We start from the raw sequence: 14,082 nt of genomic DNA, 5'->3' as shown, positions 1-14,082 counted from the left end.
GGCGGTCTGCCGGAGCAGCCAGGGCGCGGGGATTCCTCGCCCCGCCGGGCAGGCCTCATGCGCGTGGCGGCCGAGACGCAGTTGTTGCCCGGCCGAGCCCGCACCCACGCCGAGTTCGCTCTCGGCGGCCAGCTCGGTTCGGAGGTCCGTGAGGGGAACCCTCAAGGAATCAGATTCCGTCAGGGTTCCCCTCACGGACTTCTGCGAAAGTGCGGCCGTGCGGGCCGCGGCACGATCCGGAACCGGTCCGCCGGGGTCGGTGCCCTGTCCGGGGACGGGCGCGGTCGGCTGGTCGAATTGCGAGAACGTCGCGCCGGACGCTCGCCGTCAAGCTGGCAGCGTCACCCGGATCCGGCACCCCGGCCCGCCGCCGCCAGGCGCCGCCTCGACCGGATCCGGGTCGACCACCGCGACCGTCCCGCCGTGCAGTTCCACCACCCACCGCACGATCGACAGCCCCAGTCCGGTGCCGCCGCCTCCGGCGCGTTCTCCGCGGGTGAAGCGTTCGAACACCCGGTCCCGGTCGGGTTCCGGGATTCCCGGGCCCTGGTCGTGCACCTCGATCCGGGCCTCCCCGGCCTCGACGCGCGCCAGCACCGCCACTTCTCCCCCGGCCGGGCCGTGCCGGGCGGCGTTCTCCAGCAGGTTGAGCACCACCTGGTACAGCCGTTCCCGGTCGGCGGGCACCGTCGCGCCCGCCGGGGTCACCGAGACCGCGAACCGCACGCCGCGACCGGCCGCCGCGGCCATCGCCTCGGCCTCTGCGGCGACCTCGGCCAGCAAGCCCGCCAGATCGACTGGAGTGCGGTCGAGCGGCAGGGTTCCGGCGTCGATCTGCGACAGGTCCAGCAGTTCGGTGACCAGCCTGCCCAGGCGTTCGGTCTGGTGCAACGCCGTGCGGAGTGTCGCGGGGTCCGGCGAAGCGACACCGTCCACCAGGTTCTCCAGGACAGCGTTCAGCGCGGTGATCGGCGTCCGCAGTTCGTGCGAGACGTTCGCGATCAGTTCCCGGCGCTGCCGGTCCGCGGCGGACAGGTCGGCGGCCATCTGGTTGAAGGCCGCGGCCAGCGAGCCGACCTCGTCGCGGGCGGTGGCGCGGATCCGGCGGGTGTAGTCGCCTTTCGCCATCGCCCGGGCGGCCGCCGTCATCTCGCGCAGCGGCCGGGTCATGCCGTGCGCGAGGATCTGCGACGTCAGCAGCGCGATCACTACCGCGGTCACCGTCGTCCGCGGCGGCAGCCAGCCGATCTGGTAGCGGAAGAACGCGAACGCGATCGCGCCGGACGCGACCATCAGGATCGCCAGTTTCAGCTTGATGGAGCGGATCCCGTCCAGCGGCCTCGGCAGGAAATCGACGGCCTTCGCGAAAAACGGCTTCACGCGGGCACCTCCAGCGCATAGCCGACGCCGTGCACGGTCCGGATCAGATCCGCGCCGAGCTTCCGCCGCAACGCTTTGATGTGGCTGTCCACCGCCCGGGTGCCGGCTCCGGTCGCCTGCACGTCCCAGTCCCACACCTCGCTCAGCAGCCGCTCCCTTGGCTGCACCGCGCGCGGACGACGGGCGAAATGCACGAGGAGATCGAATTCGATCGGCGTCAGCTGGGCGGGTTCGCCCCCTCGGCGAACCCGACGCTCCGCGATGTCGATCTCCAGATCTCCCAGCACGATCCGTTCCTCCGCGGCGGCCGACGAACGCTCCACGCGGCGCAGCAACGCCTGGATCCGCGCCGACAGCACGCGCATCGAGAACGGCTTCGTGAGGTAGTCGTCCGCGCCGACGCCGAGGCCCACCAGCAGGTCGGTTTCGTCCGCGCGGGCGGTGAGCATCAGCACCGGCACCGGCCGTCGCGCCTGGATCCGGCGGCACACCTCGAGGCCGTCGAAACCGGGCAGCATCACGTCGAGAACCACCAGGTCGGGGCTGGTCGCCGCCTCCGCGTCGACCGCGGCGGGGCCGTCGTGCGCGACGGTCACGGAGAATCCTTCCGCGCTCAGCCGGGCATCGATCGACGCGGCGATGGTGAGGTCGTCCTCGACGACCAGCACCCGTCTTCCCCCGTTGTCCATGCCGCCGACTTTAAGCAATCGCCGTGGAGGCCATCCGGGCGAGTTGTGGAGATCCGGTGGAGATGTTTCCGCCTTTTTGCCCCGGGATGACGGACAGGTTGTGACGCAGGTCATGCATTTCGGCGCGGTTCGGCGCAATCGACAGACTGCGCCGAGGGCGGCCGAACAGTGAACAGACTGTCTCTGCCCCCGGCCCCCGCCCGGCGCGCAGGATTCCGCAATGGAGCCGACGACACGTGAGCACAGCCGGGTGGACCTCGGTGACGTGCGGGCGCTGCGCGACAGCCGGTTCTTCAACGACGAACTGGCCCCGGTCCCGGTCGAGAAGCGGACCTGGACGACGTACAACTATTTCGCGCTGTGGATGGGCATGGCGCACAACATCCGGGGCAAAACACATAAGTGACCGAAAGGCCCTCTGACCTGCGGGTATACGGACCAGAGGGCCTTTCGGCCACCTCGCGAGCTGCTAGTATGGCCCCGCGATCTCGAAGGGATTGCACACGAACCGAGGCGGCCCCGCTCTCCGCAATCTGGCAAGAGACCGGAGGGGGGCCGCCCACGGCCTCAGCGGGGGGAGGTAGACGCGATGGCGATGCACAGCCCGTACCACGAGCTGGACGGCCCGGAGCTGCGTGACGCCTTGTTCGCCGCGAAGAACCCCCAGCCGATCAGTTCCTCCCTGGACGAATGGGCCTGCGAGGACGTCTTCGAGCCCGGTGAGCTGTCCGAGTTCCGGGACTGGGTCCGCGCCGAACGCAGGGCCGATCTTGCGCTAGACTCTCGCGCCTAGGTGGCCTGGACAGCCAGGTAAGAACAGCGAAGTGAGCAGCGGGCTGGTCGGCTGCGTTACCACAGCCACTTCGCTGTCGCCACCGTTACTTCTTCTTCGCCAGCCTCAGACACGACAGTGCCCCGGCCGCCTTGTGAGCGACCGGGGCACTGCTCTCCCATATGGGAACCCGGCTGGCGCGAGTCGGTCGGGGGGATAAGGTGCACGCCCCACGCCAGACAGGCGATCTAGCTATTCACTTCAGCTCGTTGAATCGCGATCCACAAAGCCGACATGTCGGATACCTCAGATTCACGTCGATTGAGATTTGGTGCTTGTCGTGCCGCTCAGGCAAATCACCAATCTCGCACAATGAGATCACCAGGTAGAATGCTGGCTCTGCCAAATCCCGCTTCGGGTAGTAGTGGCTCAACTTGGTTTTGACGTGATCCCTGAGGGTGTAGTCCCTCCGGTACAGCATTACGTTTCGGAGGGATTACGAGCCTCGGAGCCCTCCGAAGCCCCGGGTTCCTCAGCCACCTCATTCGCCGAAGCCCCGGGTTCCTCCGGTTCTTCTGGCTTCTCAGGTTCCTTCGGGTCTGCAACCCACCGCCCAGCGGCACGCGGCCTGTTCACTGTCCGGGGAGCCCTCGACCGGCCACGGGTTGGATACACGATCTCGTCGTCTATCCTGGTCAGGTCGCCTACCGGGATCGCCTCGGTGATCCCATAATCGATGGCTACAGGGATGGTGTAGCCATTGAAGCAACTGGGTTCGAAATGCGCGACCGTACCTCGCAGCGGATAGCCTTCGCGGAAGGTTCTTTTCTCCCCTTCCTCTTTTGGCTCGACCACAACGTACGTCCTAATCTTCACGCGCATGTTAGGACGGAATTTCGTGGTGCGCGGCATCAAAGCACTCACAGCCGCCTCACCTTCTCCAGCGGGTGATGAAAGTTCATCCACCAACACCGGACCCGGTTACCTACAGACGTTCGTTCAAGAAACTCGGGAACGAGCGCCCACGCGGTTACCGCCAGGCTCACAACAGTGAGGATAATGAAGATGCTCAGCATGACTCGGCCTCGCCGGGCGAGCCGAGAGCACGTGCCGCTTGCTCTGGGCCACCATTGGCGGGCCGAAAGTCAAGCGACGTTCCCAGCGCAATAGCGCTGTCCGCTTGGGTGTCCATGGAGTTATACCTCGGTTCAGATGTTCCGTGACCAACCGGAACGATGGGCAGGTTATAGGTCGTAAAAGCAACCAGCCCGCCTCTTCGGGCCGAAGGGCAAGCGAACTCTACTTGCCCTCCTGACCCAAAAAGACGGGCTGGAAGTCAAGCGACGTTCTCAGCGCTTGGGGCGCTGTCCGCTTGGGTGTTCATGAAGTTGTACTGACTCTGTAGCTTCTGCTCCGAGATCAATCGGCGCAGGTCACACAAGCTACCGCTTGACTAGTCGTCTGTCACCTCGTAGCAGGTCACACCCACTCGAACGGACGAATATCCTCGTTCGAGCAGGTCAGCAGCCTTCTTGGCCTCGTCGACACGCTTCTGAGGCTTGCCTAAGTGGAACCACGCCTCCGCCTTCTCGCGCAACAAGGCGACCATCTCCACACGCGTCCCATGCTCGTTCAGCCGAGCCTCTCCACTCACGGTGCCCCCGACTTACCCATCCAGTTGCGGACTGACATACGGCTGACCTGAAGCAACTTGGCAGCCTCTTTTTCCGACACGTCGTATTTCTCCGCATCAGTCAGAAGATCGCGAACTTCGCCATTGATTTTATCCAACTCGCGCCGCAACTGGATGCGCTTGGCTCCAATCTCCTTGAGATGCTCGCGATATTCCACCTTGGACATATCGCCAGGGTCAACCTCATTGTCTTCCAAGAGTGCGTCACCCCCGAGCAGCTCAGGCATTCTCATTCCTCCTCAGTTCACACCGAATTTCCAGCGGCAAGACGTGTCTCGGGTGGTAGCTGCACGGACACGTCCGATCATGTCCGCCGCCCGGCGCGCAACCAGCGCAGTGCCCGGCCTCCTCCGTGCATTTACCGCATCGCCACCGCCCCAGTGCGTCCGGCCGCTTGGCATCTTCGCAGGTGACATACAGGGCCTGGCCATCGCAGCCCGGAGTGAAGCAACGCTTGTTGAACATTCCTCTTATTCCACTCACTACTCTTCCCTGTTCCTCAGAAGCGGCTCCAACGAATCGGACTCGTTGTACAACGGCTGCCCGCTCTTACGCCTCTTAACATTCGCCGCTGTACAGCAGCTCGGACAGATGGGCACCTTTATAGCGCGATCAGGGTTCCCGCCCGTGTCTGGCGACAATCCGGTTTCCGGGTCGATAGGAACGCTCTGCACGGTCTCCGGATTGAATTGGAACGGCGTCTTGCAGTTGAAACACGGACCTACAGCTGTCCTCACGCCCATGGCTTCCCCTATTCCTTGCCCTGAAGCGAGTCCAGGTCGACCGCTCCCCGATCATCGTGCCTCCTGCCGTTTAAACGCTCCGAGCGAGCGGCTCGCGGGGTAGCTACCCTCTATCCCGCGAGCCGCATTCATGCGCTCCTCCCCCTGGCTCGCCTCGGCCTCCGCTTCGGAAACTCGTCAAGAACCTCACATTCCTCGTCCGCGCTAACGACCGCACGGCCCGCGTTCCCGTGTTCGTCGACCACGGTCATATGCACCAGCCCGGTGCTAGCGCCCACACCGCCCCGGGTCTCGATCCGGAGCCACGAGTCGCCAACCTTGACCACCTTTCCAACCCTCAGATACCGGCCTTTGATCAAGCCGTTGTGAGCCTCACCAAGCTCCGAGTCGTGTTCCTTGGCAATCTCGCTCTCCGCCCTCCGGCGAATTCTCTTCTGCATGGTTTCGAGCAGCTTCAGCGCCCTCTCACTGGAATCAACAAAAGCACTGAATTGCTCGCCAGAACTATCTTCGAATTCCAATTCACCTTTCCCGACCTGGCGAAACTCTTCGAACAGCTTACCCCAGTCCGCACTCGCGATTGTCATCGAAGACAACTCGCTCCGGTCGCCGAGCCACATTTTCGCCATCTTCTCGAAATGTTCTTTCGAGTCTATCGGGAACTGATCCGCTGCCATATCGGCAATGAGCCGTCCGTCCTCCATGACCCGCCTGTACAGGTTGCGCCTCACGTGATACGTGCTCAGACCGTTCGATTTTCCCGCCATCTGTTCCCTGACTCTTCGTGTCGTACCGTTTAAACGCTTGATGCTAGAATGCGCGGTGCCGTCCGGGGTAGCTACCCACTACCCCGGACGGTCTCATCACGACACTTTCTCCATCGTGTCTCCAGTGGGACACTTCGGGTATCCCTTCTCCAGCCATGTGCGCGTCGTGCGCACCGTGTATCCGCACTTCGGGCAGCTTAGCTTCAACATCCGAGTACCCTGCTTCTTCGGCCCGCTGTGCAGCTTCGACGGTTTCGAGATCGGTTCGCCATCCGGCCCGACCGGCATCTCGACCGGCTCCAGCTGCGGGTGCAACACACCGTGTGGGTAGGTGCCTAGCGAATCGGCGATGGTCAGCAGCTCTGCTTGGACTGCCGGACTGGCCGGGCTGAAACTCCAGGGCTTTTGCAATCCCAGCGCAGCTGCGATGTTTGCGAACACGCCACGATGCCCGCTCTGGCAATCGTCGGCGACGTGCACCAGCACGTGCAGAAGCGTCTCCAACACATCGAACGTGTCTCCCAGCTCGGGTGAGATGAAGACATGGTTCGCGCCATCCTCGGAGGCGGATCGCGCCCAAGCCGTACCCATCACCTTCGCCTCCGCCTTGGCTCCGTAGCCGAAACCGACCGACACGTGGATGACGTCTGGCAACGGGTACTCGATCTCCTTGAAGCGCGGCCTAAAAATCTCGATCGCTTCTTCCAGCCATGCCTCTCGGTTCTTCTTGGCCGCCTCGGTCATCGCCCGCCTCCTTCCCTGGATTGTGCGCGTAGAGCCGACCTGCCCGACCGGGCCGAATGCCAATCCTTCGTCCGCACACGGGACACGCAGCCTTCCGTCCGCGTCGCATGCCGCCTTGTATGCCACCCATCGACGCATTGGTGCCTAGGCACAGCTCAGTGCGTTTGCTCGCACTCGTCATCTCTCTCCTCCGTCCAAGCGCATCCCGTGGCATCCACGTGGTTCACGCCGTCGCAGTACGAAGCGATGCACCACCCGCTCTTGCAAGGGCCGCGCCCGGTGTTGCCGGAGTCCGGTGACGCCTCCGCTGTCCCGTTAGGTTCATCCATGTCCTGTACAGTACAGGACACCCCCGAGGCGCGCAAGCATGCCTCGAACACGAAAGAAGCCCCCTGGTCAGACCGTAAAACGATCACAACCAGGGGGCCGAGGTACCGCTACCTCGTTGTCGGCAAGGAACGCGGCACAACGCCACCAAAAGGGGGCACTCGCAAGCTTATCAGCCACGGGACCTGTTGCAGCGGGCAGCTGATCCGCTACCGTGCTCCGCCGTGACGATGCACCCCCGAAGCACGCGCGAGAACCGGACGCAATCGTTGACGAATGGCCAGCAGGCGCTTCCGTTGGCAACGAACCATGCCCCGTGGCGAAATCGGCAACGCTCCAGGATTTCATCCAGGAATTCTAGGTTCGAATCCTAGCGAGGCAACGTGGCTACCAATAAAGAGAACAACAGCAATGAAAATAGCAAGAACTCCATGACCCGAGGATTTCGAGTCTGGGGGGAGAAGTGCGATCAGACCAATCGTCTTACTCCGGAGGAGATCCGCAGGGCCAACAGCCCTTGTCTGCCTTGGGGCGACGAAGACGAGAATGAAACCACAACCGACTGATCTGCCTGCCTAAAGAACGCTTCGATGTTGCGGCAGGGGCGTCGCCGCCCCGTGCGAATCAACACTCTTGCCGCGCCTAGCATTAATGCCATCATGAGGGGTTAGTACTGCCGTGAAGAATAATGAACCTCCCGGTCCGCTGCCTGAACTCGACCGCAACACCGCTATCCTCCAAGCATGGCTAAACGGCGCAACGCTGTCCTCGCTAGCCAAACAACACGACTTGAGCCTGTCATGGATGAGCCGACTCGCGAAACGCATCGCCGATGAGTGTAATATCGATCCTCCAGAGGAAAGACGTGGATATAAACGCAACGATCTCGACTGGGAGAAGATTGTACGGCGCTACGTTAATGGCGCAACCTTTCAGGCGATAGCAGAGGAACACAGTGCCGGGTATGGGACCATCCGCCGGGGACTCGTCCGGATCGGAATTCGGCCCCGGCCGAGAGGAGGCGACCAATCCGCGCTTCGCACCGATCAGGCCCGCGCCGACTGGATGCAGGTCAACGTTCCCGACACCTGCACACAGTGCTGGTTCGCAGCGATGGGATTAACCGACCACTGCGAACAATGCGCATGCTGCCAGACCAAACCTCAAGCTCACTCCTAGTCGGGCACCGCGCTACTTCCCCCCCATCGGCGGCCTGCCGCCGGGCGGTCGGTCTAAAACCTTTACCGTGGTCGCCTTCGTCGAGAAGGGTGCCCCATCAGGGCCACGGACATAGCTTTCGATCCAGATGGGTTCGATCACGTCGCGAGACGGGTACGGTTGCCAGCGCACATGCCCAGCGACGTGCGAACGAACCTTCACCTTGTAACCGCTGGGATGTTCGCCGCCACGGGCAGCCTGATGGCGTTTATGCAGCGTGATGACACGCACCGGAGAGGAATTGAATCCCTCACTGCTCATGCGACGCCGAACAGTTTTCGACAGCGGAAGCTCCTCGATATCCGCGATCGGCCGATTCTTCTGCGTGTCCTGCTTCAACAGCAACCACGCGGCGCGCACGGTCTGAATCCAGGAAAGCGTCGTCTGAGAGAGAAGACTGTGATCGGCCGGGTCTACCTTCCTGGACTTGCCGTCAATCGTCGCCGTCACGTCCGACGAGTTGAACTTCAGCAGGGCTTCGTTGTCCCACGAATACGTGCCCAACTGCTCCTGCAAGTACCGAGCTTGACGATAGGACAATCCCATCTCGTGGGCGCTCTCCACTCCTATTTCTGTGTGGTGCAGCGACCAGAACGTCACCCACACGTGATTATCGGGATCTTTCACGATATGGGTCTTGCCCCAGGATGCCGCAATGATCGAAACCATCTTCGGTTCTTCGTGGGGCGCTTGGGTCTCGTAGTACCCTATCGGCTCGTCGAAAACCATCAAGCCGGACTCTGACGGAATGTCCTCCGGCCGGACTTCCCAGGTCGGGAGCTTGGCCCCGGCACTGATCGTCACCTGCGTCATCTCACCCGAGATCGAATACAGGTCGGCCGACATCAGGCGGCTGCGCTCTTCGATGAGCAGGATGGCGGCTGCCCTGTCCGGGTCATCCGGATCGGGGTTGACCGTGCCAGCGCCGTTCGCGAGCAGCACAGAGACATGCTTCGCCAGCAATGGGCTGAGCATCCGATCCGCCATCTCCTCGCGCATGGCAGGGAGCTGGCGCGGCTTCGGGGGGTTCCACTCCAGCGGCTCGGGGCTCATCAGCGGACGCTCCTCCTCGAACTTCGACTTGGAACGCCGATAATACGTGAACCCCGAGCCGCATCGCCCCGCGTCAGACCTTGGCGAGCATCGAGCTGGGCGCTCCCAACAGCAGCACGTTCAGCACCTTCGCGGCAGCGGCAGCCGCGCCCGCCCACGGCTTGCCCTTGACCAGCTGCGGGACCTTCTGCAAGCCAACCTCAGCGAGGTGACACACGGCGTACACCAATGCGAGCAGAGCCGGGACGACCACGGTCGCACCGAAGTTCGAGGCAAGGTCGACCGACGCTCCGGTCAGCACGCCGTGAGCAGCAAAAAACGCGATGAGCGCAGCCCACCAGCCAGGCACCAGGGTCCTGATGACGTTGAGCAGAAGATCGCGGATCATGCCTGCTTCCCGGTGATCTCGACTGTTCCCGTGATCTGGACATGCTGAGAGACAGCCTCGTCAAGCATGGCCTTCAGCGTCTCCGGCGTGATGTCCGGCGACGCCGCCAGCTTCGCAACCGCGTTCGAGAGTGCGCCGACCTGTGCGCCCAGGGAGTTCACCATCCCTACGAGACGCCGCACGTCCTCAGCCGCGTCGTAGACGGCAATCCCGCTCTTGTCGTGGTCGCCGTTCGTCGCCGAATCCGGGTAGCGGCTGAATACCTGCTTCAGGTAAGCCACGTCCTGAGCAACGGTGGACAGCTGTGCCGACTGGGTTTCGTTCATGTCATCCTCATTTCCGAGAAGCAGGGCACGGAGCTGCTCGACCGTGCCGCGATACGCGTTTACGTCAGTGCCGACATGGCCTGCCACGGTCGCCGAGCTGCTGAATTGCAGTACGGCGACTCCGAGGTTTCCGTAGCCGTTCCAGGAATCCGCCGAGATCCGCGCGTAGATCTGACTGGCATAGCCGCCGTTCATGTCGGGGTACTTCGACGGCCACAGTGGACAGCGCAGAGCGCTCATGTCCGGACTGCCCCAATGCGCCCAGTACCAGTGCGGAATGTAGGCCACCGGAACGGGATGCCCGTACTGGCGCATAAGGTTCACCCACTCCAGCGTGGTGGGCCAGTCGACCGCCGAAGTGATGTTCCCACTCTTGTCCTTAATCCATTCGGCATCCGGCGCTACCGGGCACCCCGGCGGAAGGACCGTGCATGCGAAGTCCGCCTGAGCCTTCGCGCTGGACTTCGATTCCAGGAACACATACGGAACCGTGATCAAGCCAGCCTGGTTCGAGCGCCCGTACTGACTGCCGAAGTACGGATTCTTGTACCAGTTCCCCTGTGTGGCTTTGACGAAGACGAACGAGAAACCTTCGGCCTTCGCTCGAACGGGATCAATATTGTCTGCCTGATAGCCCGAGATATCGTATCCCCAGACAGGGTCACTCATCTTTTGGTACCTCTTCCAGGTGAGACGCAATGCGTTCCAGGATTTCCAGAGTCCGCCGGTTCACCTCGTAGTCGTGGTTCGCCAACTCCATGGCCACCTGGTCTGTGCGCTTCGCAGCGATCAGCAGAATGAAGCATTGCAACGCGGCGAGGCAGGAAAGACACAGATTCAGCAGGATGAATGGGAACGTATCGGCACCAAATCCGCATGTTGCGATCCAGATCCCCATGACCGCGAGGATGGCCAACAGCGCTCGCCAGGTGGAAAACCCGGCCTTCAAGATATCGGCAGCCTTCTCCCCAAAAGACAATTGCGCGCCACTGCGGACCGCCGGATGGTTTAAACGCTCTATGCTCATGTCTACCTCGCCGCCAGCATCGGCCCCACCAGCGTGGCGACCACGATTAACACTCCGATCAATAGCGAGGGCAACCACTCTTTCAGCTTGTCGAGGCGGGTTTCCGTTCGCTTGCGGTGTTCCGATTCGGTTTCGAGCGCTGATACCCGAGAAACGACATGATTCACGCGGGAGTGCAGCGCGTCGATATCCTGCCGGTCTGCCTTGTGATCCAGAGCGCCTGAGAGTCGGTCCACTTTCGACTCGATGCGTTCCAGGATCTCTTGCACGGTATAGCTGATACGGGGGGCGTCGTCGCTCATTTGCCGCGCCGCTTCTGAGCATCCAGCATGTGCTGATGAATAGCGCATAGTCGTGCGGTAGCTTCGGCAGCGACATCCATGCTTCTAATTACCGTAAGCTGGTTGTCCTGTTTGGTTTCTCCGGCCTCGCTCCAGTTCGTGGAGCCGTTGGCCGTGTCCTGGCCGTCGATGACGATCATCTTCAGGTGCATGATCGCACCCTTTTCGGAGCGGCCGATCGCCACGGAGTTGCTCGGGTAAGAGTCCCTCGCCAGAAGCTCCCGCTCGTGAACTCCTCCAGCCTGAGAAGAGTCGAGCGTCAGGTTGACTGCGCAGTGCTCATCGTCAAGCTTAGATTTGATGACATCCGAAAGCTCGTCATCGTCGAAGCCGTACATCGCGATGTCCAGCCTGAACGAGGCAGATTTGACCAACGCAACAAGGGCACCGTGCACGTTGTCAACAGGACTGTAAAAGGTTCGGATATCGTCAGGGTACCCGGCGGGGAATCCGCCAGTCTTGTATTTGTCCAGTTCGGAAAGGCTGGCCAGCATCGGTAGCCTCCTACGCCGTGTTCGGCGTGTCGTTCGTCTTTCTGACGAAGATCTCTGTGTTGACATTGAAGACGGTGGCCATCAGCTGACATCCGACAGAGGCCCAGTTCCCCCAGTACAGCTTGTCTCCCGCGTTCAGCTTTACTTTTCGACTGGCGAAGAGCCACGTACCGTCGCCACCGCCAACCACTGCTGGCTTGCTGTCGCGAACGACAGAGGCACCCGCAGTGCGGCTGTTCACTGTCACGTAATTGACCGCGATGCCGCTCGTGCAGTTGTAGTTGGAGCGATAGGTGACTTCATACCAACCGCTGACGGGGATCAGGATGTAAGAGAATCCCGCGTCTCCGGAAGGATGAAAAAGGTCAAGAGCGTCATAGTCCGCGCCCCAGCCGCCCTGCGCATAGATGTCTGTGTTCGCCGGAATTCCCGCACTGGTCCCGAGAAGGTGAACTCTGACCAAGAAAGCGGCATCCGACCACAACCGCGTGTCTCCGACGTTCCCCGCCGTGATCGTGGAAGCGTTGTTAATTACCGTCACCGGAGCTAGAGGAATTTCCCATTTCGTCGCATCCTGAGTCACCGAGGGAGGCAGCGGACTCGCCCCCGGAGTACCCTGGAGAACATCGATGACGATGTCGTGAGCCACGAAGTCATTGCGCAGAACCACAAGATCGATGCGCGTTTGCCCTGATGTGTTAGCTGCGATGCCGAGCGTTCGCTGAGAAAGGTTCTGACCCCAGTTGCCCTGAATCCAGCACTCGCCGGAATTAACCTTTACCTGCATACCCGACGAATCACCGATGACTAGGAATTCCCCGAGAACCTTCTCGATAACACCATCGATAGTGGCGCGCTTCATCATGCTGCGCCATAGATTCTCAGTTACGGATTGACCTGCACCGGTGCCATATGGGATGTAGTTGTCAATCAGAGTCCCAGTCATGAGCTAATGCCTCTCAATGTTGATGACGCGACTTCGGAGTTCCCGGAATGCGCGCATCAGTCGGAAGACCTCCAGCCGACCGGGAGTGCCGATGCTGGGCACGGCGGAGTTGAGCCCGTCCACGGTGAGGTTCAGCTGTACTTCTCGGATGATGTCCTGGAGCTGGCCGGACTCGTAGCCGGGTGTAGCGGCAGGCCCCTCCACCTGCAAGGTGACCTTGTCGCCCAAAAAGTAATCCCGCCCGAACATCATGCTCGACGTATCAATCGGCGTGATGCTCAGCGTCGCTTTCTCCTGGTTGTCGGTCAGGGCACTGGTCCCCGCTTGCTGCATCTGTGTCGAGTCAGTCGTGTCGCTCCGGTTGACGAGATCCGGTTCAATGCGCCCCCATACCGCTATCGACGTCGAATCCTGATATTCGCGGATAGTGCGCGCAGTGCCGTCGCCTGCCCCTCCGACGTAGACGTAATTGCCTTCCGGGGCCGTCGTGTCGTAGGTGAATTCGGATAGGTTGCCAAGCTCCTCGGAGAAAATAACCGAAGCAGTTCGATCGGCAGCCTGATACGGAGTGAATTGGATGAACTTGTTGCGCGGATATGTCATGCGGAACCCGATGTTCGAGCCGCCGGAAACTGCTAGCTCCTGAAGCATCTTCAGTAGATTCTGCCAGCGCGCCGATCCACTCACCTGTGCGCCGATCACCGGGTCCAGGCTCGTAGTAAATCCCGGCACCTTCCGCGCCGCGAGAGCATTTACACCAACGTTCCTATCAACGTAGTAATCCAGAACTGTAGAACAGGTCCCGGAGAAATTATCGAACGCACTGGTCGTGTACGGTGGAGCAGCGGTCAACGGCTGTGGGTGCGCTTGGCGACGCTTCAACCAGACCATGTCGTCGAACCCATTGACAGTGATCTTCCGCTCATCAATCGTAACTTTGTGCTGCCGGTAGTTAACCGGGCCTCCGAGGAGTACCGGATTCGGGAGATCGAAGTTGATGACCTTGATCCCGTACCCGGGCGTAGTCAGATAACCAGCCATCGGCGACGCCCGATCCAACACCATTTGCCAGGTGCCGACGTCGTTCCATCGCTGAATCACTTGCAGGCTGTCATAATCATCGCACTCGCCGACCTCGTTGAGGTACTGGTCGCGCACTCGGACTGTCCAGGGA

16 protein-coding genes, 1 tRNA gene and 1 pseudogene are annotated in these 14,082 nt (G+C 61.6%); 4 read left to right on the top strand and 14 right to left on the bottom strand.

Annotated elements, in window-relative coordinates; genetic code table 11:
• Positions 1-327: 327 nt before the first annotated feature.
• Both ACZ63D_RS20725 and ACZ63D_RS20720 read right to left on the bottom strand, forming a co-directional pair.
• On the bottom strand, positions 328-1,380 hold the full coding sequence (locus ACZ63D_RS20725) for a HAMP domain-containing sensor histidine kinase (protein WP_465355943.1): 1,053 nt from the start codon (positions 1,378-1,380) through the stop codon (positions 328-330).
• On the bottom strand, positions 1,377-2,048 hold the full coding sequence (locus ACZ63D_RS20720) for a response regulator transcription factor (RefSeq protein WP_037813644.1): 672 nt from the start codon (positions 2,046-2,048) through the stop codon (positions 1,377-1,379). Before ACZ63D_RS20720 ends, ACZ63D_RS20725 begins: the two co-directional genes overlap by 4 nt.
• A 241-nt stretch (positions 2,049-2,289) precedes the next feature.
• Here ACZ63D_RS20720 and ACZ63D_RS20715 point away from each other — a divergent pair.
• A pseudogene (locus ACZ63D_RS20715) lies at positions 2,290-2,454 on the top strand (cytosine permease); the annotation flags it as partial.
• Between the two features lie 204 nt (positions 2,455-2,658).
• Positions 2,659-2,862 (top strand): hypothetical protein, encoded by a 204-nt coding sequence (locus tag ACZ63D_RS20710; RefSeq protein WP_465355942.1) that lies wholly within the window; start codon positions 2,659-2,661, stop codon positions 2,860-2,862.
• Between the two features lie 459 nt (positions 2,863-3,321).
• Here ACZ63D_RS20710 and ACZ63D_RS20705 read toward each other — a convergent pair whose 3' ends face one another.
• The 4 genes from ACZ63D_RS20705 to ACZ63D_RS20690 form a co-directional block, all read right to left on the bottom strand.
• On the bottom strand, positions 3,322-3,723 hold the full coding sequence (locus ACZ63D_RS20705) for a hypothetical protein (RefSeq protein WP_465355941.1): 402 nt from the start codon (positions 3,721-3,723) through the stop codon (positions 3,322-3,324).
• A 768-nt stretch (positions 3,724-4,491) separates the two neighbouring features.
• Positions 4,492-4,761, bottom strand: a complete 270-nt coding sequence (locus tag ACZ63D_RS20700) for a hypothetical protein (protein ID WP_465355940.1) — start codon at positions 4,759-4,761, stop codon at positions 4,492-4,494.
• Positions 4,762-5,405: 644 nt separating this feature from the next.
• A complete protein-coding gene (locus ACZ63D_RS20695) occupies positions 5,406-5,981 on the bottom strand; it encodes a hypothetical protein (protein WP_465355939.1) in 576 nt (191 codons plus the stop codon).
• 159 nt (positions 5,982-6,140) lie between these two features.
• Positions 6,141-6,788 carry a hypothetical protein gene (locus ACZ63D_RS20690; RefSeq protein WP_465355938.1) on the bottom strand — a complete coding sequence of 216 codons (648 nt, stop codon included), beginning with the start codon at positions 6,786-6,788 and terminating at the stop codon, positions 6,141-6,143.
• A 637-nt stretch (positions 6,789-7,425) separates the two neighbouring features.
• On the opposite strand from ACZ63D_RS20690, the gene ACZ63D_RS20685 reads away from it, so the two are divergent.
• Positions 7,426-7,497, top strand: a tRNA-Glu gene (locus ACZ63D_RS20685).
• A 422-nt stretch (positions 7,498-7,919) separates the two neighbouring features.
• Positions 7,920-8,294: a helix-turn-helix domain-containing protein gene (locus ACZ63D_RS20680; protein WP_465356300.1), complete on the top strand. Its 375-nt coding sequence runs from the start codon at positions 7,920-7,922 to the stop codon at positions 8,292-8,294.
• 12 nt (positions 8,295-8,306) lie between these two features.
• Here ACZ63D_RS20680 and ACZ63D_RS20675 read toward each other — a convergent pair whose 3' ends face one another.
• The 8 genes from ACZ63D_RS20675 to ACZ63D_RS20640 all read right to left on the bottom strand — a co-directional run bounded on the left by ACZ63D_RS20675 (position 8,307) and on the right by ACZ63D_RS20640 (position 14,066).
• Positions 8,307-9,386, bottom strand: coding sequence for a hypothetical protein (locus ACZ63D_RS20675; protein ID WP_465355937.1), 1,080 nt, complete (start codon positions 9,384-9,386; stop codon positions 8,307-8,309).
• A 73-nt stretch (positions 9,387-9,459) separates the two neighbouring features.
• Positions 9,460-9,774 carry a hypothetical protein gene (locus ACZ63D_RS20670; protein ID WP_465355936.1) on the bottom strand — a complete coding sequence of 105 codons (315 nt, stop codon included), beginning with the start codon at positions 9,772-9,774 and terminating at the stop codon, positions 9,460-9,462.
• Entirely contained in the window at positions 9,771-10,769 is a 999-nt protein-coding gene (locus ACZ63D_RS20665) for a glycoside hydrolase family 25 protein (RefSeq protein ID WP_465355935.1), read from the bottom strand. The genes ACZ63D_RS20670 and ACZ63D_RS20665 overlap by 4 nt, the downstream gene beginning before the upstream one ends.
• Positions 10,762-11,127, bottom strand: coding sequence for a DUF1003 domain-containing protein (locus ACZ63D_RS20660; protein ID WP_465355934.1), 366 nt, complete (start codon positions 11,125-11,127; stop codon positions 10,762-10,764). The genes ACZ63D_RS20665 and ACZ63D_RS20660 overlap by 8 nt, the downstream gene beginning before the upstream one ends.
• A 2-nt stretch (positions 11,128-11,129) precedes the next feature.
• Complete coding sequence (locus ACZ63D_RS20655; protein ID WP_465355933.1) at positions 11,130-11,429, bottom strand: hypothetical protein; 300 nt, start codon at positions 11,427-11,429, stop codon at positions 11,130-11,132.
• A complete protein-coding gene (locus ACZ63D_RS20650) occupies positions 11,426-11,962 on the bottom strand; it encodes a phospholipase D-like domain-containing protein (protein WP_465355932.1) in 537 nt (178 codons plus the stop codon). The genes ACZ63D_RS20655 and ACZ63D_RS20650 overlap by 4 nt, the downstream gene beginning before the upstream one ends.
• Before the next feature lie 10 nt (positions 11,963-11,972).
• Complete coding sequence (locus ACZ63D_RS20645; protein WP_465355931.1) at positions 11,973-12,908, bottom strand: hypothetical protein; 936 nt, start codon at positions 12,906-12,908, stop codon at positions 11,973-11,975.
• A gap of 3 nt (positions 12,909-12,911) precedes the next feature.
• The gene (locus ACZ63D_RS20640; protein ID WP_465355930.1) at positions 12,912-14,066 is read right to left on the bottom strand and encodes a siphovirus ReqiPepy6 Gp37-like family protein; all 1,155 of its coding nucleotides are present in this window, start codon (positions 14,064-14,066) and stop codon (positions 12,912-12,914) included.
• Between the last annotated feature and the right edge of the window lie 16 nt (positions 14,067-14,082).

The organism is Amycolatopsis sp. NPDC104775 (assembly GCF_055583325.1).
This window is presented reverse-complemented; position numbering and strand designations above follow the sequence as displayed.